Here is a 23,107-nt window from a genome sequence, read left to right on the forward strand (position 1 = left end):
CTTCAGGAGATTGCCGCCATGAACGCCCCCGACAAATTCATCGATTTGATGCGCCTCACGCGCGAACCTTTGCCGGCTTCGCGCAAAGTTTACGTGCCCGGCCACCAAGCCGACATCCAGGTGCCGATGCGTGAAATCATGCAGAGCAACGGCGAAGCCGTGGTGGTGTACGACACCTCTGGCCCCTACACCGACCCCGCTACCTGCATTGACGTGCGCCAGGGTCTGCCGACCGTGCGAAGCCCATGGATCGAGGCCCGTGGCGACACCGAGTCCTACACTGGCCGCACACCCTATGCCTTGGATGACGGCCTGAAAAATGGCGAGTCTGAAGCAGTCGCTGCCCTGCGTGAGCAAGCATCGGGGCTGCAGCGCACGCCGCGTCGGGCCAAAGCGGGCGGCAACGTCTCACAAATGCACTACGCCCGCCAAGGCATCATCACCCCCGAGATGGAATACGTGGCCATTCGCGAGAACCAGAAGCTGGCTTGGATGGAACAGTACCTGGGCAACCCCGAGCGCGAAGCGCGCTTGGCTGGCAACAGCTTTGGCGCCAGCATTCCGCGCGTGATGACGCCCGAGTTTGTGCGCGATGAAGTGGCCCGTGGCCGCGCCATCATCCCCGGCAACATCAACCACCCCGAAGTGGAGCCGATGGCGATTGGCCGCAATTTTTTGGTCAAGATCAACGCCAATATCGGCAACTCGGCGGTCACGTCGAGCATCGAAGAAGAGGTCGAAAAACTGGTGTGGTCGATGCGCTGGGGTGCGGACACCGTCATGGACCTGTCCACCGGTCGCAACATTCACACCACGCGCGACTGGATTTTGCGCAACTCGCCCGTGCCGATTGGCACCGTGCCAATCTACCAGGCGCTGGAAAAAGTGGGCGGCGTGGCCGAAGACCTGACCTGGGAAATTTTCCGAGACACGCTGGTTGAGCAAGCCGAGCAGGGCGTTGACTACTTCACCGTGCACGCCGGTGTGCGCCTGGCCTTCATCCACCTCACGGCCAACCGAGTGACTGGCATCGTGTCGCGCGGCGGCTCGATCATGGCCAAGTGGTGTATTGCGCACCACAAAGAGAATTTCATCTACAGCCACTTTGATGAAATGACCGAAATCCTGAAGGCCTACGACGTGAGCTACTCGCTGGGCGATGGTTTGCGGCCCGGTTCGGGTGCCGACGCCAATGACGAAGCGCAGTTTGCCGAGTTGCGCACGCTGGGTGAGCTCACGCAGCAAGCCTGGCAGCAGGACGTGCAGGTGATGATCGAAGGCCCGGGCCACGTACCGCTGCACATGGTGCAGGCCAACATGACCGAGCAACTCAAGCACTGCCACGAAGCGCCTTTCTATACGCTCGGGCCCCTGACCACCGACATCGCACCCGGCTACGACCACATCACCAGCGGCATCGGTGCGGCCATGATCGGCTGGTTCGGCACCGCCATGCTGTGCTACGTGACACCGAAAGAGCACCTGGGTCTGCCGGACCGCGACGACGTGAAGGTCGGCATCATCACCTACAAGATCGCCGCCCATGTGGCCGATGTGGCCAAGGGCCATCCCGGCGTGCGGGCGCGTGATGACGCGCTGTCCAAAGCGCGCTTCGAGTTCCGCTGGATGGACCAGTTCAACCTGTCGCTTGACCCCGACACGGCGCGCAACTTCCACGACGAGACCTTACCCAAGGACTCAAGCAAGGTGGCGCATTTTTGTTCCATGTGTGGACCGAAATTCTGCTCGATGAAAATATCGCAAGAAGTGCGCGAGTACGCTAAAGACAAAGGTGTGACTGAGGCGCAGGCCGTCACTGATGGCATGGCTGACATGTCTGCGGCGTTCAAGCGTACCGGGGGCGAAATCTACATACCCATCGAAGCCATCAAGCGCTGAAAGAGCGTTGGCGGTTAGTTGCCCGTCGGTTCAAGAGTGGGCAACTTATGCAGTCAACAGATGTTTGGGTTGGCGGGCAGGGCGGCTACGGTATTCAGACCTGCCCGCTGCGCCATCTTGGGTGGCTGAAAGTGTGCCGTGCCTTCAGCCCCTGCTGTAGGCCTTGATGAACCGGCGGTCACTCCAGTCTTTAAGCCAGACAACCCAGCGTCCCTGTGCGGACCAGTTGCCCCAACTGGCAATGGCGCGTTGGTTGCCGCAGGCCAAGAAATTCAAGGTTTTGGCTTGTGGCGCACAGGGGCTGGGTTCAATGCCTGCCAGCACGGCGCGCAGGTTTTTGATCAGCGACAGATTCAGGTCGACACGAGTGTCCCCGTCACCGGCGACGAACACCTGCGGGTGGCTAACAGAGCGTTGATAAACGTCTACCGCCACAAAGCCTTGCGTATCCAGCGCCAAACCGCTGTTGCCCAACCACTCGGGTGCCTGAGCGCCGGTGGCGATGATCGGCACGTCGCTGGCCAGGCGCGCGCCACTGGCCAGCGTCACTTCGCCCGCGCCAATGCCAACCACACGTTCCTGAATCACGGTAATGGCGCGAGCCTTGAGCGCCTGCAGCATCATGGATTGCACTGCGGCCGGGTAATTGGTGCCCACCGCAGCGTCACCGCTGAGCAGGGTGACCGACGATGCCGGCAGGCGGTGCGCCACAGCGCAGGCGAGCTCAAACCCGGTGGCACCACCGCCGATGACGGCAAAGCGCAAGGGCTTTTGCCGGGCCAATTCAAGCACTTTGGGCCAGAGCGCGCCAAAGGGTTCAAGTGGCAGCGCAAAAAGCGCATGTTCTCGTGCGCCTGGCATCATCTGCTCAGTTTTTTGCTTGTCCAGCATCGGGCCAGGGTTGATGGACAACACGTCGAAGGTGTGGGTGCTGCCGTCGTCAAGCGTCACAGTGCGTGCGACCGCATCAAGGTTGACGGCATGCCGCTGTAACCAGGTTACGGCCGGGTTGTTTGCAAAGCGCTCAAGCGGGATCACGCAGTCTTGTACTGTGTGATGGCCCGCAACAAAACCCGGCAGCATGCCAACATACAGCGGCTGCTGGTAGGGCGCCACCAGCGTGATCTGCACCCCGGCCAGCGGTTGCGCAGCCAGGGTAGACAGCAGGTGCAGATGGGCATGGCCTGCGCCGAGCATCACCAGGTGTTTCATTTGCGGTGGGTGGAATTCAGGTTGCGGGACAAGTCAGGAAGACTAGGGCAGCCAGTGGAGTCGGCCCAAGTAGCCCAGGCTGCTGCCTTGCGTATTGTCGCTGTCGGCCCCCACGGCAATGGCGGTGATGGGTGGCAGAGCCTGGCTTTCCTGGCCAAACAGCAAAGCGAAATCTTCAGACACGTGCCGGCTCTGGCTGGCCCATTGGCCAATGGGCGTCTCGGTGCCGTTCAGCACGATGTAGCGAACCCGAGCGGTGTAAGGGTTCGCGCCCCGGCTGCCTGCCGGGTAGCGGCTGTCCCACAGGTAGCAAAGCGTGGCGTTGGGCAGGTTTTGCTCGGTGGCTGTGCGCGCCAGGTTCAATGCGGCGCGTTGAAAAATCGGGATGTCAGCGATGGGTTGGTCAAACATCACGCACACCTTCAGGGCAGCATCGTCACCCGCCTTGGTCCGGATGTCGGCTGCGTTCAGGGGCAGTTGCAGCCGCCAGCGCCAGTTAAGCGTTTTAGGTGTGTTGCCCTGCCAATTGTGGGTCAGCACGCCATAGGAGGCTTGGCTGCGCAACTGGAGCACGCCCTCGCCGTCCAGCGTGATCGGTTCAAATTCGGTAAGCGGCGCCTTGCCCCTTGGTAAGCCGGTGAGTTTCCAGGCCGGGTTAAGTGCACTGGAGCTTGGGCTGGCAAATGGTGCCAGGGCAGGTATCGACTGCTGCGCTTGGCTTGCATTTAGAATATTTTGACTAAACGAGGCTCTAGGCCATATACATAAAGCGCAAACAGCTATTAAATATAGAGTGGCTTTAGGGCTTTGGATGATCGCGTAATGGCTCATTGAAACGCTCTCCAGCCCCACCAGATACGGGTCACGGTGGTGATGCCGCACAGCGCGGCAAAGCCGTAAGCCAGCTCAATGAAAAACTCCGGCCACACACACATCGCCAGAAAACAGGCCAGGGTTTCCGTGGCTTCGGTCAGTCCACCCAAAAAATAGAACGACTTGTTGGGGTGAGCCAGGTTGGCCATGCCGCGCTTGGCCGCCAGCACGGCAAAGGCCAGAAAACTGGTTCCGGTACCCATGAAGGCGGCCAGCAGCACCGCCGCAGGCAGCGCGTTTCGGGCTGGGTCGGCCACCGCAAAAGCCAGGGGAATGCTGGCGTAAAACACAAAGTCGAGGGCAATGTCCAAAAAACCACCGGCATCCGTGGGGCGGGTCAAACGTGCCACAGCGCCATCTAATGCATCACAGAGTCTTGAGATAAATATGGCTGTAGCCCCTTCAATATATTCGCTAGTAGCTATTAAATAAGCAGCAAATAGGCCGATGGCAAATCCCGCCAGCGTGAGCTGGTTGGCCGTCAAGCCAGCGTCATGGGCGAGCCTGGCCAGACGGTTGATCACGGGCTTGATGAGAAGGCTGGCGGAGCGGTCGAACATGCAGGCAGAAGATCTAAAAAAGTTGGGCAGCCAGCGGCGTCAGTCGCGCGGCCGCTTGGCGGGCTAGTCGATGCCACTGAATGTGATGGCATGGGGTCATGACGGGTCAAGGGCGGCATCGGTTAAGCTTAATTGTGTGGCTGAAACCTGACGCAGGGCAATTTTGCTTGCGCGATGGTGTCAGGCTTTGGCTGTGAATGAACCAACCGGGAGAATTTCTTTGAAAAAATGGTGTGTTGCAAGTTTGATCGTGGTGTGTGGGGTGGCTGGGGCGCAAGCCACAGGAGCCAAGAAAGATTTGATTGCCAAAATTCTGACCCTGCAGCAAGGGGCTATTGAGCAGACGGCGCAAGTGTTGGCCGAGCGCCCAGCCGTGCAAATGATGCAGCAGGCCGGCGTGGCGCTGCAAACCCGCGTGGCGCCTGAAAAGCGCGAAGCCGTGGCCAAAGACATTCAGGCAGATCTGAAAAAGTACGCTGACGAAGTGGGCCCGTTGGTGCGTCAGCAAGCGGTCAAGTTGGCACCGTCCACCGTTGGGGTGCTGCTGGATCAGCGTTTCACAGAGGAAGAGCTGACGCAACTGATTGCCATTCTGGAGTCGCCAGTGAACCGCAAATACCAGCAAATGGGCGGTGAGTTGCAAAAAGCCCTGGCTGACAAATTGGTTACCGAAACCAAGGCGATGGTAGAGCCCAAAGTGAAAGCACTTGAGCAGGCGATGGTCAAACATTTGGGCTTGCCACCTGCGTCCGCGGCGTCAAAACCGGAAGCCGCTGCGAAAGCTGCAAAAAAATAGGCGACTAAGTGCAAGCAATGACCCCTAATGCCATTCACCCCGGTCGCTTTAAGACAGGGTCACTGCTTCGACATTACAAGGGCGGACTCTACACCGTTGTCGGTACCTGTTTGATTGAGGCGACCCTGCAACCTGGTGTGCTGTACAAGCCCCATCAGGGCGACAGCCAAGACGTCACGTGGATGCGCCCCATGGCTGAGATTGATGATATGGTTGCAACCGCACACGGTGCGGTGCGGCGGTTTGTCGCGGTCTCTGATGGGGGCTACCTTGGCAGCGATGTTTGTGCGTGAATTGTGGCAGTGTGGCCAAATTCAATTTCTGTAACCACAAAGCAAAATGGGCTAACTCGCATATTGAGTTAACCCATTGATTTATATGGTCGGAATGAGAGGATTCGAACCTCCGACCCCTTCGTCCCGAACGAAGTGCGCTACCAGGCTGCGCTACATTCCGATTTTTTACTCTTGAGAATCACGACTGACGCTCAAGCAATTGAGCTGCCAATTGTATCAAGCAGCGCGTGTGTTCGTTGTCTGGCAGCTGTTCGGCGGCGCTGATGGCGCGGCGCGCTTCTGACGCTGCTGCCTCGCGTGCGACGTCCAGCGCGCCAGTGCTTGAGACAATGGCCACCACTTGGCCGATCAGGTCAATGTTGCCGGTTTCAATCGCGGTTTGGATCAGTTCGCGCTGGCTTGCGTTGCCGCGTTGCATGGCTGCGATCAATGGCAGCGTGGTTTTGCCTTCACGCAAGTCGTCACCCAAATTTTTGCCCATTACAGCGGCATCGCCGGTGTAATCCAGCACGTCGTCGATCACTTGAAATGCTGTGCCCAAGGCTTGCCCGTATTCGGCACAAGCAGCTTCCGTTTTTGCATCAGCGCCTGCCAGAATGGCGCCAACGCGAGCACTAGCCTCGAACAGCTTGGCGGTTTTGGAGCGAATCACCTGCAAGTAGCCGGCCTCATCAAGTGCCGCGTTGTGCATGTTCATTAATTGCATGACTTCGCCTTCGGCAATGATGTTGGTGGCATCTGCCAGTACCTCCATGATGCGCATGTTTTGTGCATCAACCATCATTTGGAAAGCCCGTGAGTACAAAAAATCACCGACCAACACGCTGGCCGGGTTGCCAAAAGTTTCATTGGCGGTGGCATTGCCGCGGCGCAGGGCAGAGTCGTCCACCACGTCGTCATGTAACAGTGTGGCGGTGTGAATGAATTCCACCACGGCAGCCAGATTGAAGCGCTGCGCACCTTTGAAGCCAAGCGCGCCGCACATCAGTAGCAGCAACACCGGACGGAGTCGTTTGCCGCCGGCAGAAATGATGTAGCGCGAAACTTGACCGACCAAAGGTACGCCAGAGTCGAGGCGCTGCGCAATGACCTGGTCAACCTCACGCATGTCCTGCGCAATGATCGCCAAAGGGCTTGTTTTTTGAGTGTGAATAGCGTGCAAAACGGTGGCTCGGTTGGTTGCGCGGATTATAGAAAGCCTGTATGCCATCGGCTGCGGGTTTGCGCAGGTTTTAATGCCGGCTTGGCATTTTTCTTGGCTTGTGTAATAATCTCGGGCTCTGCGGAAATTCGTTTGCGGAGCATTTTTAAGAGGTTATTATGTACGCGGTCATAAAAACTGGTGGCAAACAATATAAAGTTGCTACTGGCGAAAAAATTAAAGTAGAACAGATTGCTGCGGATGTAGGCCAGGAAATTGTGTTCGATCAGGTTCTTGCAGTCGGTAGCGGCGCAGAATTAAAGGTTGGCACACCCTTGGTATCCGGCGCAACAGTAAGTGTCACGGTTGTGACGCATGGTAAACACGACAAGGTCACCATTTTCAAAATGCGCCGTCGTAAGCACTATCAAAAACGTCAAGGTCACCGTCAACAGTTCACCGAACTGCTGATTGGCGCGATTACCGCATAAGGAGCAGGAGTCATGGCACACAAAAAAGGCGGCGGCTCGACGCGAAATGGGCGCGATTCCAAGCCCAAAATGCTCGGTGTGAAGATGTACGGTGGCCAATTGGTCAGCCCTGGCGCAATCATCGTGCGCCAACGCGGTACACAATTCCACCCCGGCACCAATGTCGGTATTGGCAAAGACCACACCCTGTTTGCATTGACAGAAGGCCATGTGTCTTTTGCCATCAAAGGTGCGCTCAATCGCCACACAGTGAGCGTGACCACAGCTTAATTGCTGGGTATGCTCACCCAAGACCCTGCGCTTGGCGCGGGGTTTTTCGTTTATAGGACTTACTCAAAACTGCTTCGGCAGCGTGGTGCTGCCTCGGCGCACCACAAGCTGCAGCCATTGTTCTTGCAGTCTGTGCAAAGCAGTTTTGTGTGAGTCCCGGCTTATAAAGGTCCCCCTCATGAAATTCGTTGACGAAGCCTACATTGACATCTCCGCAGGAGACGGTGGCGCTGGCTGCGTCTCGTTTCGGCATGAAAAATACAAAGAGTTTGGCGGCCCCAATGGCGGCGACGGCGGCCGCGGCGGCCACGTGTTCGCGGTCGCTGATGAAAACCTGAACACCCTGGTGGATTACCGCTTCTCGCGTCGACACGACGCCAAACGCGGCGAACACGGCATGGGCTCAGACATGTTTGGCGCTGCTGGCGACGACATCACGCTCAAAATGCCGGTGGGCACGATCATCAGTGACGCAGAAACTGGCGAAGTGCTGTTTGAGTTGCTCAAACCCGGTGAGGTCATCACGATTGCCAAAGGTGGCGACGGCGGTTTTGGCAACATGCGTTTTAAGAGCGCCATTAACCGCGCCCCGCGGCAAAAGACCCCCGGCTGGCCGGGCGAAAAGCGCGAACTCAAGCTGGAACTGAAGGTGCTGGCCGATGTGGGCCTGCTGGGTATGCCCAATGCAGGTAAATCAACGCTGATCACCGCCATTTCCAATGCCCGTCCGCGCATCGCCGACTACCCGTTTACCACCTTGCACCCTAATCTGGGCGTGGTGCGGGTTGGGCCAGAGCAAAGTTTTGTGGTGGCGGATTTGCCCGGTTTGATCGAAGGTGCCTCCGATGGCGCTGGTCTTGGGCATCTGTTTTTGCGCCATTTGCAGCGCACCCGTTTGCTCTTGCACGTGGTTGACATGGCCCCGTTTGACGACGCAGTGGACACCGTGGCGCAGGCTAAAGCCATTGTTAACGAGCTCAAAAAATACGACCCGGCGCTGTACGCCAAGCCGCGCTGGCTGGTGCTCAACAAGCTCGACATGGTGCCCAAGGAAGAGCGCGAGGCGCTGGTGAAAGACTTTGTCAAGCGCTTCAAGTGGAAGGGCCCGGTGTTTGAAATTTCAGCGCTCACGCGTGAGGGCTGCGAGCCTTTGATCAAGACGGTGTTCAAACACATCAGCGCCCAGCAAAAGAAGGAACAGGCGCCAGAGGTGATCGACCCGCGTTTCGTGGTGGAAGCTGAAGCTGCACCTGATGCGGCTCAGTAGCTATAAATAAGATAGCTACTTGCGCTTGTTTTATAAGGGCTAGAGGTCTAAATGGCTCAAAAATCTGAAAATACGGCCTTGCGTGATGCCCGGCGCGTCGTCGTCAAAGTGGGCTCAAGCTTGGTCACCAACGATGGCCGTGGGCTGGATGAAGTGGCCATTGGCGAGTGGTGCCGTCAAATGGCCGTGCTGGTGCGCGGTGGGCGCGAGGTCATCATGGTCTCCAGCGGTGCCATTGCCGAGGGCATGAAGCGCCTGGGTTGGGTCACGCGTCCGCACGAAATTCATGAGCTGCAAGCCGCCGCCGCTGTGGGACAGATGGGCCTGGCGCACATGTATGAAACCAAGCTGCGCGAAAACGGCCTGGGCAGCGCCCAGGTGTTGTTGACACACGCTGATCTGGCTGACCGTGAGCGTTATCTCAATGCCCGTTCCACATTGCTCACTCTGTTAAAGCTGGGCGTGGTGCCGGTCATCAATGAAAACGACACCGTGGTCAACGACGAAATCAAGTTTGGCGACAACGACACGCTCGGTGCGCTGGTGGCCAACTTGGTGGAAGCTGATGCGTTGGTCATCCTGACTGACCAAAAAGGCCTGTTCACCGCTGACCCGCGCAAAGACCCTGCTGCAGAGTTTGTGCACGTGGCGCAGGCGGGTGACGCCGCGCTGGAGGCGATGGCCGGTGGTGCTGGGTCCAGTCTGGGCCGTGGCGGCATGATCACCAAGATTTTGGCCGCGAAGCGCGCGGCGGGCTCGGGTGCGTCGACTGTGATTGCCTGGGGTCGTGAACCTGATGCCTTGCTGCGCCTGAGTCAGGGTGAGGCCATTGGCACGCTTTTGGTGGCGCCCACGCAAAAAACGCAGGCGCGCAAGCAGTGGATCGCCGACCATTTGCAGTTGCGCGGCTCTGTCACGGTTGACAACGGGGCTGTGGCCAAGTTGCAGGGTGACGGCTCCAGCTTGCTGCCGATTGGCATGACGGCAGTTGAGGGCGACTTTTCACGCGGCGATGTAATCGCCATTCGTGACACCAATGGTGTTGAAATTGCCCGGGGTTTGGCAAATTACGCCAGTTCAGAGGCGCGCCTGATTTGCCGCAAGCCTTCCAGTGCGTTTGAGGGATTGCTGGGTTATTTGGCTGAACCTGAAATGGTGCACCGCGACAACATGGTGTTAAGCCGATAGGCTATTTTTTCATCGCCTTGATGATGTCAGCCGCCGAACTTGCCGCTGCAGCGCGGCCATCACAAGCGCCTTGCCTCGCAAAAGCGATGGCGTGTTTGGAGGGCAAGTTGTCGCTGAAATCGCGCCACTGCGGCTCTTTGACCACAGACCAGACGCCGTTGTTGCTGGCTCGGGCATAGGTTTTGACCTCGCCCGTGGCACAGCGAATACCTTCATACATGGCGTTCACCGATCCACTGGCATTGGTCGCCACCATCACGTAACGCACGATGCCGTCCGACGTGATCGCCAGCGTGGCTGGGTCTACGCCAAACTTCAGGCTCACGTAATGAGGCATCTCTATGGCAAGCAGATGGTCTTTGCTGAAGGCCGGCGGTGCTGGTACTTCGGTTTCTTTCCAGTCCGGGTTGTCGGTTAAGCCTTGCGCCTGAACGCCCAACGCGCCCAGCGCCAACCCCGCCAGCATGCAGCGTTTCAGCCACAGTGCTGATCGGGTCAAGGGGTGGGGCTTACGCATGGTGATTTCCAATTTGTGGGTCTGGCTCATAAGTCGCACCTGGGGGCAATTCGAAGGTGGCGCCGGGCATGTCTGCGCACATTTGGTCAGATTCGATCGGATGAATGCCTTGGCGCAGAAAGCGGTTGCGGTGCTCGTTGCGGGGCAGGTAGCGTGACAATTCCGTGAGCGCCGTCACATAAACGCCGCGCTTGAATTCCACCACGGCATCCAGCGGTACCCAATACTCGTTCCAGCGCCAAGCATCAAACTCGGGGTGGCTGGTGGCGCGCAAGTTCAAATCCCAGTCGTGGCCCACCAGTTGCAGCAAGAACCAGATCTGTTTCTGGCCTTTGTAAAAACCGCGCGAATCGCGGCGAATAAAACGGTCTGGCACCTCGTAGCGCAACCAGTCACGGGTGCGGGCCACAATGCGAACATGTTCGCGTTGCAGCCCAACTTCTTCGTGCAGTTCACGGATCATGGCCTGTTCGGGGGTCTCACCCCGGTCAATGCCACCCTGCGGAAACTGCCAGGAGTGCGTTCGAATACGCTTGCCCCAAAACACCTGATTTTTCTGGTTGAGCAGGACGATGCCGACGTTGGGCCTATAGCCGTCACGGTCAAGCATAATCAAACCCCAATTTTTAAATTGCGTTCATTATGCACAGCCCTTGCGGTGCATCAAGAGACATAACCCTGACAACTTGCTGGATTCGCCCATGAAAGCCTCCCAATTCTTTATTTCCACCCTCAAAGAGGCACCCGCCGACGCCGAGGTTGTCAGCCACAAGCTGATGACACGCGCGGGCATGATCAAAAAGCTCGGTGCCGGCATCTACACCTTGATGCCGATGGGCTTACGTGTGGTGCAAAAAGTGGAGCAAATCGTGCGTGAAGAAATGAATCGCGCTGGCGCTGTGGAGCTGTCCATGCCGGTGGTGCAGCCGGCTGAGCTATGGCAGGAAACTGGACGCTTCGAAAAGATGGGCCCGGAGCTGTTGCGCATCAAAGACCGCCATGCCAACGACTTCGTCATTCAGCCGACCAGCGAAGAAGTGATCACTGACATCGCCCGGCAGGAAATCCGCAGCTACAAGCAGTTGCCGAAGAATTTCTACCAAATCCAGACCAAGTTCCGCGATGAGCGCCGGCCACGTTTTGGCCTGATGCGTGGCCGTGAATTCATCATGAAAGACGCCTACAGCTTCGACCGCGACCAGGCCTCAGCCAAAGCCAGCTACCAGGTCATGGCCCAAGCCTACCGGCGTATTTTTGACCGCTTTGGCCTGACCTACCGTGCCGTGGCGGCCGACAGCGGCGCCATTGGCGGCGACTTGAGCGAAGAGTTTCAGGTGATTGCCGCCACCGGTGAAGACGCCATCGTCTACTGCCCGGGGAGCGACTACGCCGCCAACATGGAAAAAGCCGAGGCGCTGGCCCCTGCCGGCCCGCGTGCGGATGCCGCGCAAGCCATGGCCAAAACGCCGACACCGGGCAAAAGCACCTGCGCCGACGTGGCTGAGTTGCTGGGCCTGCCGTTGCAGCAGACCGTCAAGTCACTGGTGCTGTCCACCGACACGCTCAATGACAAGGGCGAAGTGGTCAAAACCCAGGTCTGGCTGCTGTTGCTGCGTGGTGACCACGATATGAACGAAGTCAAGGTGGGCAAACTGCCCGGCCTGAACGCTTTCCGTTTTGCCACGGTGCCTGAGATTGAAGACCACTTTGGCTGCAAGCCCGGTTACCTTGGGCCACTAAATTTGCTCAAACCCGTCAAGCTGGTGGTGGACCGCGACGTGGCGGTGATGAGCGACTGGGTGTGTGGTGCCAACGCGCCCGACTTTCACCTCACCGGTGTCAACTGGGGTCGCGATTTGCCCGAACCCGAAACGGTGGCCGACCTGCGCAACGTGGTGGCCGGTGATGCGTCACCCGACGGGCAAGGCGTGCTGGCGATTGAGCGCGGCATTGAAGTTGGCCACGTGTTTTACCTGGGCACCAAATACAGTGAGGCCATGAAAGCCACATTTCTGGACCAAAACGGCAAGCCCCAGTTTCTGGAAATGGGTTGCTACGGCATTGGCATCACGCGCCTACCGGCGGCGGCCATTGAACAAAACCACGACGAACGCGGCATCATCTGGCCCGACGCCTTGGCGCCGTTCACGGTGGTGATTTGCCCGATCAACGCGGAGCGTTCGCCTGAAGTCAAGGCCACTTCTGAAAAACTCTACGCCGAACTATTGGCCGCTGGCGTGGATGTGATGCTGGATGACCGTGGCGAGCGCCCGGGCGCCATGTTTGCCGACTGGGAGCTCATTGGTGTGCCACACCGCGTCAACATTGGCGACCGCGCCCTGAAAGAAGGCAACGTGGAATACCAACACCGCCGTGATGCGACCGCCAGTGTTGTGCCGGTGGCCGACATTGTGAGCAAGTTGCTGGCCAAGCTCCAAGCGTGAGGTCGGGCGCAATGGCTCGACTTGCCTTGTCATTCCGGCCGTGATCTGGCATCCCTTGATTCGGGCGTACTGGATGGCAGATCAGGTTCGCAATGACAACGGGAAGTGTCATGACAGCACAAGCGCAGTGACGCCCCAGCATTGGAGTGCGCGATGAGTTTGACGCGCCGATCATTTGTTCATGATGTTTTAGGCCTATCACCCTTGTTAATAGGGGGCGGAGCGCTCTTTTTTAATGAGCATGCCTGGGCTGGCAAACAGGCTGAAGAACCGCTGATTGATTCGGTCCGCACCGCCTTGTCGTCGGCCATTGCCAACCACGCGCCGCTGGTGCCTGAGTTTTCTGACACCGAATCACGCATGAACTATCTGCGTTGGCTGGGCGCCATGAGCGAGCGTCTGAAAAGCAAAAAATCGGACTGGAACACCCGCAAGGAATTCCTGCAAACGGTTTGGTACGAGGCCAAACGCGCCGGGCTGGACGTGTCGCTGGTGCTGGGCTTGATCCAGGTGGAAAGCAATTTTCGCAAGTTTGCCGTGAGCAGCGTCGGCGCCCGTGGCTACATGCAGGTGATGCCGTTTTGGACGCGCGTGCTGGGTGATGGTGACGCCGGCAAACTGTTTCACATGCAAACCAATATGCGTTTTGGCTGTGTGATTTTGCGGCATTACCTGGACCGTGAGCGCGGCGATTTGTACATGACGCTAGGCCGCTACAACGGTTCGCGTGGCAAGCCGCAGTACCCTAACGCGGTGTTTTCAGCACAAAAAAACTGGCAGTTCAGCATCTGAATTTGATGTCTGCCGTGATTCCCCCTTTGGCGTGGCGGCGTTGGCGCAGTCTCTAGAATTGACCGCCTCACCACCCGGGAAGCCAAGCATGACACAGGGAACCATCCGCATTCGCGGTGCGCGCCAGCACAACCTCAAAAACCTTGACCTCGACATCCGCACCGGTGAGCTCACAGTGGTCACCGGGCCCAGCGGCTCGGGCAAATCCAGCCTGGTGTTTGACACGCTGTTTGCCGAAGGCCAGCGGCGTTATGTAGAAACCTTCAGTGCCTACGCGCGCCAGTTTCTCGACCGCATGGACAAGCCCGCTGTGGACAAGGTTGAAGGCGTGCCGCCCGCCATTGCCATCGATCAGACCAACCCGGTGCGCTCCAGCCGCAGCACGGTGGGCACGATGACCGAGCTCAATGACCATCTGAAGCTGTTGTTTGCCCGCGCCGGGTCTTTGTTTGACCGGGCCACGGCACAGCCGGTGCGCCATGACACGGCCGATTCCATTTATGCCGAGCTGCTGTTGCGCGCCGGGGCGGCTGATCCGCGCCTGGCGCTGACGTTTGCGGTGGAACTGCCCGCCAGCGCCACGCCTGAGGAGATTGAGCAATGGCTGTCGGTGAGTGGTTTTACCAAGGTGCAGGCGCAGCGGCAAGAGGGCGACCGGCTGGTGCTGGATGTCGTGGCCGACCGCTTCAAACTCGGCAGCGCCGAGCGCGCCCGTGTGCTCGAAGCCATAGAAGTGGCGTTGAAGCACGGCAGCGGTCGCCTCAATGTTTATGTACTAAATCAGCCTGTAGCAATTGATATACATGCGCAAGCAGCTACAGAATCAATAGTGAATGATGGCGCCGATGGTGCGGTGCCCGAGGCGGTTGCGCAGGCTGCAGCCACTGTGCCAGAACCCTTAATCTGGCGCTTTTCCACCGGCCTGCATTGCCCCGAGAGCAACCTGCGCTACACCGACCCGATCGCCTCGGCGTTTTCCTTCAACTCTGCGGTGGGTGCCTGTGACACCTGCCGTGGGTTTGGCCGGGTGATTGGTGTGGACTACGGCCTGGTGATTCCCAACGACAAGTTGACCCTGCGCGCCGGTGCCGTCAAGCCGATGCAGACTCCCGCCTGGCAAGAAGCTCAAGATGATTTGATGCGCCATGCCGAGGCCGCCGGCATTCCGCGTGACACGCCCTGGAACAAGCTCACGCGCGAGCAACAGGCGTGGGTCATCAACGGCTCGCCCAACTGGAACGGCAAGTGGAACCAGCATTGGTTTGGCATCAAGCGCTTTTTTGAGTACCTGGAAACCAAGTCCTACAAGATGCACATCCGGGTGCTGCTGTCCAAGTACCGCAGCTACACCGAGTGCTCGGATTGCGGCGGTGCGCGCCTGAAAACCGAATCCTTGTTGTGGCGCATTGGCTCTAAAGCCGATGCAGATGCCGTGCTTGACCCCGCCAAACGTTTCATGCCGCAGGGCGTGGCCTGGACGCGCGACCAGTTGGAAACCTTGCCGGGGCTGTGTTTGCATGACTTGATGCTGTTGCCGATGGACAAGTTGCGGCGCTTTTTTGAGCAGATGCAGGCGGCGGCAGTCGCAGTCGCTGTGCCCGGGTCACGTGTGCCAGTGGCAAGCTCTGAGGGCAACGCGAAGACGCAGAAGCTGCTGTTTGACGAAATCAGCACACGCCTGAAATACCTGTGCGAGGTCGGCATTGGCTACCTCACGCTCGACCGGCAAAGCCGCACCTTGAGCGGCGGCGAGGTGCAGCGCATCAACCTCACCACGGCCTTGGGCACCTCGCTGGTCAACACGCTGTTTGTGCTGGACGAGCCCAGCATTGGCCTGCACCCGCGCGACATGCACCGCATCATTGTGGCCATGCAGCGCCTGCGCGATGCCGGCAACACCTTGGTGGTGGTGGAGCACGACCCGGCCGTGATGCTGGCCGCCGACCGCATGATCGACATGGGCCCCGGCCCGGGCGAGCGCGGCGGGCAAATTGTCTTTGACGGCAGCACCGATGATTTGCGTAACGCCGACACGCTCACTGGCGCCTACCTGGGTGGCCGCAAAACCGTGGGCATGGGCTTCAAGCGCCTGGTGGCCGCCAGCACACCGCGGCTGATTCTGGAAGGTGCCAGCGGCCACAATTTGAAAAACATCAGCGTTGAAATTCCGCTGCAGCGGCTGGTGGTGGTCACCGGTGTGAGCGGCTCAGGCAAGTCCACGCTGATTCAGGACACTCTGGCCCCGGCACTGCTGCGGCACTTTGGCAAGGCCACGGAGACGCCGGGTGCGTTTGAGCGCCTGCTGGGTGCCGAGCTGTTGAGCGATGTGGTGTTTGTGGACCAATCCCCGATTGGCAAAACCGCGCGCTCGAACCCGGCGAGTTATGTGGGCGCGTGGGACTCGATCCGGGAGATTTTTGCCAACGCACCGCTGTCCAAACAGCGCGGCTACACCGCCACCAAGTTCAGCTTCAACAACGGCGACGGGCGTTGCCCGACCTGTGGCGGCTCGGGTTTTGAGCATGTGGAGATGCAGTTTTTGAGCGACGTCTACCTGCGCTGCCCGGACTGCGACGGCAAACGTTACCGCCCGGAAATCCTTGAGATCACGATTGAGCGTACCGCCTGCCACCTGAACGTGGCCGACGTCCTGAACCTCACCGTCAGCGAAGCCGCTGGCCTTTTCAAGGACGATCGCGACGTCATCCGCGCCCTGCAACCCATCATGGACGTTGGCCTGGACTACGTGAAACTCGGTCAGCCGGTGCCCACCTTGAGTGGTGGTGAGGCGCAGCGCCTGAAACTTGCCGGTTTCCTGGCTGATGCCGCCAAAAGCAGCGCCGCCAGCCGCCAGGCGTTGGCGCGTAAAGGCGTGCTGTTCATGTTCGATGAGCCCACCACCGGCCTGCATTTTGACGACATCGCCAAACTCATGCGCGCCCTGCGCAAGTTGCAAGACGCGGGCCACAGCCTGCTGGTGATTGAACACAACCTCGACGTGATTCGCGCCGCCGACTGGCTGATTGACCTCGGTCCCGAGGGCGGTGATGCCGGTGGCGAAGTGGTGGCTTATGGCACGCCTGAAGACGTGATGCTGCACGCCAGCTCTCACACTGCGCTGGCCCTGCGGGATTACGCCGCGCAAATGGGCGTGGTGCATGAGGTGCGTGATTGCGGGTCACTATTGAATAAAGAGCTACTAGCGCATATTTCAAAAGGGCTAGAGGTCAATAACACCATACAAATCATCAATGCCCGCGAACACAACCTGAAAGGCTTGAGCGTCAACATTCCGCGCGGAAAGTTCAATGTGGTCACGGGTGTGTCGGGCTCGGGCAAGTCCACGCTGGCGTTTGACATCTTGTTCAACGAAGGCCAGCGGCGTTACCTGGAAAGCCTGAACGCCTATGCACGCAGCATCGTGCAGCCCGCCGGCCGCCCCGAGGTGGACGCGGTTTACGGCATACCGCCCACGGTGGCCATTGAGCAACGCTTAAGCCGCGGCGGGCGCAAGTCCACCGTGGGCACCACCACCGAGGTCTGGCATTTTTTGCGGCTGTTGTTTGTCAAGCTCGGCACCCAGCACTGCATTCATGACGGTACGCCGGTGGCGCCGCAAACGCCCGAACAAATTGCCGCGCAGCTGATGAAACGTTTTCGCGGCCAGCACATCGGCTTGCTCAGCCCCTTGGTGATGAACCGCAAGGGGGTTTATACCGAGTTGGCCGAGTGGGCGCGCCCGCGCGGTTTCACGCACCTGCGGGTGGATGGCAACTTTTTGCCGACCACCGCCTTCCCGCGATTGGATCGTTTCAAGGAACACACCATTGAGCTGCCCGTGTATAGCCTGGACGTGTTGCCGGAAAACGAGCCGCAACTGCGAGCCGCTCTTGCCACCGCCTTGCAACACGGTAAGGGCGTGGTGCATGTGCTCACCAGTCTGGCGGGCCTGAGCGAGGCGATGCTGGCCGGCACGCCCACGGCCGGCATCGGCACCTTGTATGCGTTTTCCACGCTGCGTGCCTGCCCACTTTGCCACACCAGCTACGCCGAGCTGGACCCGCGGCTGTTCAGCTACAACAGCAAACACGGCTGGTGCCCGGACTGCGTCGGCACCGGCGTCAAGCTGACGCGTGAGCAGCGTGCGGTGTTTGATGACTCGGTGCGCGACGACGCGCAAAAGGGCCGGGAGCAAACGTTTGCTGAGGCCGACGTGGAAGACCTGGTGGATTCGGCGTGCCCCAGTTGCCAGGGTACGCGCTTGAACGCGACGGCGCGGGCGGTGCGGCTTAAGTTGGGCTCGGCGATTGATTCTGTGTTGACCCGCAGCGCACGCGGGGTGTCCGACTCCGCGGATGTCCCCCGGCCCGGGCAGAGCCCGAGCCTCCTCCTTGATTCCGCTGCATCGGACACCCCACGCACGCCGCTAGATGTTGTTGGGAAATCGGTTGGAGATTTGGCAAAACCCCAAGTCCAGGGCGCTGACCCCAAATTCCCCGCCGAGTCCATGGATGCCCCCGCCATCACTGAGTTGGCACGCCTGAGCGTGAGCGACTTGCGCGCCTGGGTGCAGACCTTGCAGTCGGAGGCACATTTGAGCGTACGCGAGGCGGGGATTGCGCGTGACCTGATTCCCGAAATCAAGGGCCGGCTGGAATTTTTGGAGCAGGTCGGCCTGGGTTACCTGACGCTTGACCGGGGCGCACCCACCTTGAGCGGTGGCGAGGCCCAGCGCATCAGATTGGCCGCGCAACTCGGTAGCAATCTGCAGGGCGTGTGTTACGTGCTCGACGAGCCGACCATCGGCCTGCACGCGCGCGATAACCAGATGTTGCTGGGCGCCCTGCAACGGTTGAGCGACCAGGGCAACACGTTGGTGGTGGTGGAGCATGACGAAGACACCATTCGCCACGCCGACCACATCATCGACATCGGCCCCAGCGCCGGTAAACGCGGTGGTCGCCTGGTGGCCGAGGGCTCGGTGGCTGACATCCAAAACGCCGCTGAGTCACAAACCGGGCGTTATTTGCTGCACGCCATGAAACACCCGTTGAAGCCGCGGCGAGTGGTTCTGAATGATATAAATTTAATAGCTACTAGCGCTTATTCATCAAGCGCTAGAGGCCAAAATGAGCATGAAGTTGATTCCGCGATGTGGGTGACGGATAGCTCAGTTGGAAGTGCTATGTCGGCGTCCGTTGGGCTGGGCAACGCTTCTGGCGGACAGAAACCGCCACCCGGGCAAGTTGCCGCCAGCGCGGGCCTTGAAGTGTCGGGAGATGTCAGTCGGGCAGCGGTTGTGGTGGGTTCGGGCGACGCTTCGAGGTCTACTGCCGCAGTGAATGTCGACTCGAATGCACCCTTTGTCTTTGTTCCTGCACCCAAAAAGAAGAAGGCCGCCAAAGCACTGCCCACCGACCCCAATGTCACGGCCGCTTACACACAGCAGTGGATCACCGTCAGCGGTGCAAACCTGCATAACCTGCAACACGTCACCGCCAGCATTCCTTTGAGTCGTCTGGTGGCCGTCACCGGTGTCTCAGGCTCCGGCAAATCCACTCTGGCCCGCGACGTGCTGCTGGCCAACGTGCACACCGCCGTGCAAAAACGCAGCACCAAAGCGGGCCGGGATGCGCTGGCGACAGGCGAGCCAATCCACTGGCTGGGATGTGAACAAGTCAGCGGCTTTGAGCCGGTAGACCGCGTGCTGGAAGTCGACCAAACCCCCATTGGCAAAACCCCGCGCAGCTGCCCGGCCACTTACATTGGTTTTTGGGACATCATCCGCAAGCTGTTTGCCGACACGCTTGAAGCCAAAGCGCGTGGTTACGCTGCCAACCGTTTCAGCTTCAACACCGGCGAGGGCCGTTGCCCCAACTGCGAAGGCCAGGGCATTCGCACCATCGCCATGAGTTTTTTGCCGGATGTGAAAGTGCTCTGCGAGACCTGCAAGGGCGCACGCTTTAACCCAGAGACCCAGGCGGTGACCTGGCGCGGCAAAAACATTGGCGACATCCTACAGATGGAAGTGGACGAGGCGGTGGATTTCTTCGCTGCCATGCCCAACATCAGCCACCCGCTACAGCTTTTGAAAGACGTGGGCCTGGGTTACCTCACGCTGGGCCAACCGTCGCCCACTTTGAGCGGCGGCGAGGCGCAACGCATCAAGCTGGTCACCGAGCTGTCCAAGGTGCGTGACGACATCACCCGGCGTGGCCAAAAAGCGCCGCACACCTTGTATGTGCTGGACGAACCCACGGTGGGTCTTCACATGGCAGACGTGGAAAAACTCATCAAGGTGCTGCACCGCTTGGTGGATGGCGGCCACAGCGTGGTGGTGATCGAACACGACCTGGACGTAATCGCCGAGGCCGACTGGGTACTTGATCTGGGCCCCAATGGCGGCAAAGACGGCGGGCAGGTGGTGGCCGCGACCACACCAGAGGGCGTGGTGGCGCTGGGTACCGCGACGGGTGCGGCGCTTGAACCTGTGCTGGGGCGCTAGGCACGTACCGCATGTTGATTTCCCCCTGCTCGACGCGAAGCATTTTGAAATGGCAAGTCAGCCCCTGCGAGCAAGTTGAGTTTGTGCGCGCCAGCATGGGTGTGTGTGGTTTGCCCCAACACTTTCACGACGTATGGTCAGTGGGTTTGATCCTGCAGGGCAGTTGCAGTTTCAACGCCAATGGGCAGTCGCACCTGGCCCCCATGGGCAGCTTGTTTATCTTGCCGCCCTATGAGGTTCATGCGTGTGGCGCCGCTAGTGCGGATGTTGTCTACGCCGTTCTTTACGTTGAAGACGCTGTGATGCAAGATGCGGCTTCGTGCCTTGGCGCCCAGGTGATGCGTCAGGCACAGCGTGTCTGGCAAGGGTTGGCCCAACCTGACCATTCCCCAGAAGCTGCGTCCAGCAGGCAGGCTATTTTCGATGCGGCAGTGCAGGTCGACTCTGTGGCGGTAGCGCTTGACTGGCTGGCAAGGCTGGACAATGTGCTGGCCGCGCCGTCTTCCTTCACGCTGGGCCCGCGCCAACCTCAATTGCACCCATTGCAACGGTGGTTTCACGCGCACTGGTCACAACATCTGGACTTGGCGCAAACCGAGCGTGCGATGCCGCGCAGTCGCTCCCAGGTGATTCGTAGTTTTCGTAACGCAACCGGTTTGACCCCCGGGGCCTATTTGCGTCAGTTGCGGGTGCAAAAAAGTCGCCACTGGATTGGGCGGATGCCGCTGGCAGATGTGGCGCAGCAGTTTGGGTTTGCCGACCAGGCGCACTTCAGCCGCGAATTCAAGCGCGTATTTGGCATGGCACCGGGCCGCTTTGGGCGAGTGGTGTCAGTTAACAGGCGGTTGGCCAGGCCGGTGTTACAACCAAAGTGACAAGACCGAGGCCAACAACATCAATGCCATGCTCCGGTTAAACCAGCGCAGCGCGGGCGCGTAGGTAAGCAAATGCCTCGCTGCTGTTCCAAAAGCCGCCCAGGCACCAATCGACGGCAGGCAAACCATAAAAAATACCCCTGCCAGCAGCCAAACGCTGGCCAAATAATGGGTGCCGGGCAGGGTGTAGCTTGACACGCCGGTGGCAGCCACAATCCAGGCCTTTGGATTTACCCACTGGGCCAGCAGACCATCCCTGAACCGTGGCGGTTGGGTCATGCGCTGACCCTGTTCGCCGGGCGCTGGCGCCTTGTAAATCTGCCATGCCAAATACAGCAAAAAAATTGAGCCAACCCAGCGCAGTGCACTCTGCAGTGTCTCCCAGCGCGCCAGCAGGGTTCCTGCACCGTAGCCCAGCATCAAGAGCAATAAGGCAAAGCCCAGGCTGGCACCCAGCACCTGCCTCCAACTTCGCCGCAGGCCAAAGAGTACCCCGCTGCTGGCCGCCACGATATTGACCGGCCCCGGCGAGGCTGATGTGACCACCGCAAAAAGGGACACGGGGAGAATCAGACGTCCAATGGCTGATCTGAGGTCGTCTGCGATGAGTGCATTGAGTGAAAACATGGTGTGGTCAAGTTGAAGTTGCCAAAAGACATTCACCTTAAGCTGTGAAGCTGGCTGTGTCTTGAACGCCATGCGCAAAGCATCGTGACGACGGTCTTTTTCACGCGCTTACCGGCAGGTGTTGGCGCCAGGTATGAGCGCATTGCCGATATCGGAGTAACTTTCCCCGGTTGACACTGGTTGTATCGTTGGCGTTCATTTGACGTGTTCTACTATGTATTAAATAGCTTCTTACGCTTATATCTAGAGGGCTATAAGTCAATCTAATGAAAACTTTCTACAACCCCCACCACGCCCTGCACCAAGGCAAGCTTGAAATGTTTCGCGGCCAACTGGTGCCATGTTTTGAGGTGCCAGATCGCGTGGACCATGTGTTGGCCGAGTTGCAGCGTCGCCCAATCGGGCCGGTGCTGCCACCGCAGACCTTTGATGACCACGCGCTGACCCGCATCCACAGCTCGCGCTACCTTGATTTTTTGCGTACCGCCTGGGATGAATGGGTGGCGCTGGACGCGGCCAACGCGGCGCGGGACGCGTTGCCCTCAGTCTGGCCGGTGCGCACGCTGCGCTCGGACGTGCTGCCGGCCAATTTTTCCGCGCGCATGGGGCTGTTTTCAATGGACGCAGGCACACCTTTGACCTCGGGCACCTGGGCGGCGGCGCGGGTCGGGGCTGACTGTGCACTGAGTGCGGCCCAAGCCGTGGTGGATGGTGAGCGCGCTGCTTTTGTGCTGACGCGCCCACCGGGCCACCATGCCGGGGCTGATTTTTTTGGCGGCTATTGCTTTTTGAACAACGCCGCGCTGGCCGCACAGCATCTGCGTGACCACGGCTTTGAGCGGGTCGCCGTGCTGGATATTGACTACCACCATGGCAACGGCACGCAGGCCATTTTTTATGACCGGCCCGACGTGTATTTCACCAGCATTCATGGTGATCCGCACACCGAGTACCCGTTCTATCTGGGTTATGCCGATGAGTTGGGCGCCGGCGCCGGGCTGGGGGCCAATCGCAATTTCCCGCTGCCGCGCGGCACCGGGTTTGCCGTGTGGCGAGAGGCCTTGGCCCAGGCCTTGCAAGGCATCAAAGCCTTTGGTGCGCAGGCTCTGGTGGTGTCGTTGGGGCTGGACACCTTTGAGGGTGACCCGATCTCAGGTTTCACGCTGCGCAGTGCGGACTACCTGCAGGTGGGCGCCGACTTGGCTGCGGCCGGGTTGCCCACCGTGTTGGTCTATGAAGGCGGTTATGCCGTGGCCGAGGTGGGTGTGAATGCTGTCAATGTGTTGCAGGGATTCGATTCGGCGGCGGTTTAAAAATAATAGCTACTTGTGCATATAAATAAAGGGCTATAGGC

General features: G+C 59.3%; 19 protein-coding genes and 1 tRNA gene. 12 read left to right on the forward strand and 8 right to left on the reverse strand.

The genetic code is table 11. The annotated features are described in order from the left end of the window. Positions 1–18: 18 nt before the first annotated feature. Positions 19–1,899, forward strand: a complete 1,881-nt coding sequence (thiC, locus tag PHQ58_RS03205; protein WP_300106806.1) for a phosphomethylpyrimidine synthase ThiC — start codon at positions 19–21, stop codon at positions 1,897–1,899. Positions 1,900–2,043: 144 nt separating this feature from the next. On the opposite strand, the gene PHQ58_RS03210 is transcribed toward thiC, so the two are convergent. The 3 genes from PHQ58_RS03210 to PHQ58_RS03220 are packed head-to-tail and all read right to left on the reverse strand — an operon-like array spanning position 2,044 to position 4,544. Next, positions 2,044–3,111, reverse strand: coding sequence for an FAD-dependent oxidoreductase (locus tag PHQ58_RS03210; protein WP_300106808.1), 1,068 nt, complete (start codon positions 3,109–3,111; stop codon positions 2,044–2,046). A gap of 42 nt (positions 3,112–3,153) precedes the next feature. Beyond that, complete coding sequence (locus tag PHQ58_RS03215; protein WP_300106811.1) at positions 3,154–3,942, reverse strand: DUF3047 domain-containing protein; 789 nt, start codon at positions 3,940–3,942, stop codon at positions 3,154–3,156. Continuing rightward, positions 3,939–4,544, reverse strand: coding sequence for a CDP-alcohol phosphatidyltransferase family protein (locus PHQ58_RS03220; RefSeq protein ID WP_300106814.1), 606 nt, complete (start codon positions 4,542–4,544; stop codon positions 3,939–3,941). Before PHQ58_RS03220 ends, PHQ58_RS03215 begins: the two co-directional genes overlap by 4 nt. 220 nt (positions 4,545–4,764) lie before the next feature. Between PHQ58_RS03220 and PHQ58_RS03225 the strand changes: the two genes are divergently transcribed. Together PHQ58_RS03225 and PHQ58_RS03230 are read left to right on the forward strand one after the other, a co-directional pair. After that, entirely contained in the window at positions 4,765–5,340 is a 576-nt protein-coding gene (locus tag PHQ58_RS03225) for a hypothetical protein (RefSeq protein WP_300106817.1), read from the forward strand. Positions 5,341–5,357: 17 nt separating this feature from the next. After that, the gene (locus PHQ58_RS03230; RefSeq protein ID WP_300106820.1) at positions 5,358–5,633 is read left to right on the forward strand and encodes a DUF1653 domain-containing protein; all 276 of its coding nucleotides are present in this window, start codon (positions 5,358–5,360) and stop codon (positions 5,631–5,633) included. Between the two features lie 86 nt (positions 5,634–5,719). On the opposite strand, the gene PHQ58_RS03235 is transcribed toward PHQ58_RS03230, so the two are convergent. Both PHQ58_RS03235 and PHQ58_RS03240 read right to left on the reverse strand, forming a co-directional pair. Then, positions 5,720–5,796: transfer RNA gene (locus tag PHQ58_RS03235), tRNA-Pro, on the reverse strand. A gap of 18 nt (positions 5,797–5,814) precedes the next feature. Next, positions 5,815–6,744, reverse strand: coding sequence for a polyprenyl synthetase family protein (locus PHQ58_RS03240; protein ID WP_300107279.1), 930 nt, complete (start codon positions 6,742–6,744; stop codon positions 5,815–5,817). A gap of 212 nt (positions 6,745–6,956) precedes the next feature. Here PHQ58_RS03240 and rplU point away from each other — a divergent pair, with 212 nt between their 5' ends. From rplU to proB, 4 genes are all read left to right on the forward strand, one after another. Continuing rightward, complete coding sequence (gene rplU / locus PHQ58_RS03245) at positions 6,957–7,268, forward strand: 50S ribosomal protein L21 (protein ID WP_300106823.1); 312 nt, start codon at positions 6,957–6,959, stop codon at positions 7,266–7,268. Positions 7,269–7,280: 12 nt separating this feature from the next. Beyond that, positions 7,281–7,538 (forward strand): 50S ribosomal protein L27, encoded by a 258-nt coding sequence (gene rpmA, locus PHQ58_RS03250; RefSeq protein ID WP_300106826.1) that lies wholly within the window; start codon positions 7,281–7,283, stop codon positions 7,536–7,538. Positions 7,539–7,716: 178 nt separating this feature from the next. Then, positions 7,717–8,805, forward strand: coding sequence for an Obg family GTPase CgtA (cgtA, locus tag PHQ58_RS03255; RefSeq protein ID WP_300106829.1), 1,089 nt, complete (start codon positions 7,717–7,719; stop codon positions 8,803–8,805). A gap of 51 nt (positions 8,806–8,856) precedes the next feature. Beyond that, positions 8,857–9,993, forward strand: a complete 1,137-nt coding sequence (gene proB / locus PHQ58_RS03260) for a glutamate 5-kinase (protein ID WP_300106833.1) — start codon at positions 8,857–8,859, stop codon at positions 9,991–9,993. Position 9,994: 1 nt separating this feature from the next. Here proB and PHQ58_RS03265 read toward each other — a convergent pair whose 3' ends face one another. Then, complete coding sequence (locus PHQ58_RS03265) at positions 9,995–10,510, reverse strand: CNP1-like family protein (protein WP_300106837.1); 516 nt, start codon at positions 10,508–10,510, stop codon at positions 9,995–9,997. Beyond that, complete coding sequence (locus PHQ58_RS03270) at positions 10,503–11,120, reverse strand: RNA pyrophosphohydrolase (RefSeq protein WP_300106840.1); 618 nt, start codon at positions 11,118–11,120, stop codon at positions 10,503–10,505. Before PHQ58_RS03270 ends, PHQ58_RS03265 begins: the two co-directional genes overlap by 8 nt. Before the next feature lie 91 nt (positions 11,121–11,211). Here PHQ58_RS03270 and PHQ58_RS03275 point away from each other — a divergent pair, with 91 nt between their 5' ends. The 4 genes from PHQ58_RS03275 to PHQ58_RS03290 all read left to right on the forward strand — a co-directional run bounded on the left by PHQ58_RS03275 (position 11,212) and on the right by PHQ58_RS03290 (position 21,126). Further along, positions 11,212–12,954 (forward strand): proline--tRNA ligase, encoded by a 1,743-nt coding sequence (locus tag PHQ58_RS03275; RefSeq protein ID WP_300106842.1) that lies wholly within the window; start codon positions 11,212–11,214, stop codon positions 12,952–12,954. 153 nt (positions 12,955–13,107) lie between these two features. Further along, on the forward strand, positions 13,108–13,746 hold the full coding sequence (locus tag PHQ58_RS03280) for a lytic transglycosylase domain-containing protein (protein WP_300106846.1): 639 nt from the start codon (positions 13,108–13,110) through the stop codon (positions 13,744–13,746). A gap of 88 nt (positions 13,747–13,834) precedes the next feature. After that, entirely contained in the window at positions 13,835–20,251 is a 6,417-nt protein-coding gene (gene uvrA / locus PHQ58_RS03285) for an excinuclease ABC subunit UvrA (protein ID WP_300106849.1), read from the forward strand. 11 nt (positions 20,252–20,262) lie between these two features. Then, positions 20,263–21,126 carry an AraC family transcriptional regulator gene (locus PHQ58_RS03290; RefSeq protein WP_300106851.1) on the forward strand — a complete coding sequence of 288 codons (864 nt, stop codon included), beginning with the start codon at positions 20,263–20,265 and terminating at the stop codon, positions 21,124–21,126. On the opposite strand, the gene PHQ58_RS03295 is transcribed toward PHQ58_RS03290, so the two are convergent. Continuing rightward, complete coding sequence (locus PHQ58_RS03295; protein WP_300106854.1) at positions 21,112–21,753, reverse strand: LysE family translocator; 642 nt, start codon at positions 21,751–21,753, stop codon at positions 21,112–21,114. The genes PHQ58_RS03290 and PHQ58_RS03295 overlap by 15 nt on opposite strands. Before the next feature lie 266 nt (positions 21,754–22,019). Here PHQ58_RS03295 and PHQ58_RS03300 point away from each other — a divergent pair, with 266 nt between their 5' ends. Next, a complete protein-coding gene (locus tag PHQ58_RS03300; protein ID WP_300106857.1) occupies positions 22,020–23,066 on the forward strand; it encodes a histone deacetylase family protein in 1,047 nt (348 codons plus the stop codon). Positions 23,067–23,107: the final 41 nt, after the last annotated feature.

This window comes from Rhodoferax sp. (assembly GCF_028688795.1).
Taxonomy (GTDB): domain Bacteria; phylum Pseudomonadota; class Gammaproteobacteria; order Burkholderiales; family Burkholderiaceae_C; genus Rhodoferax.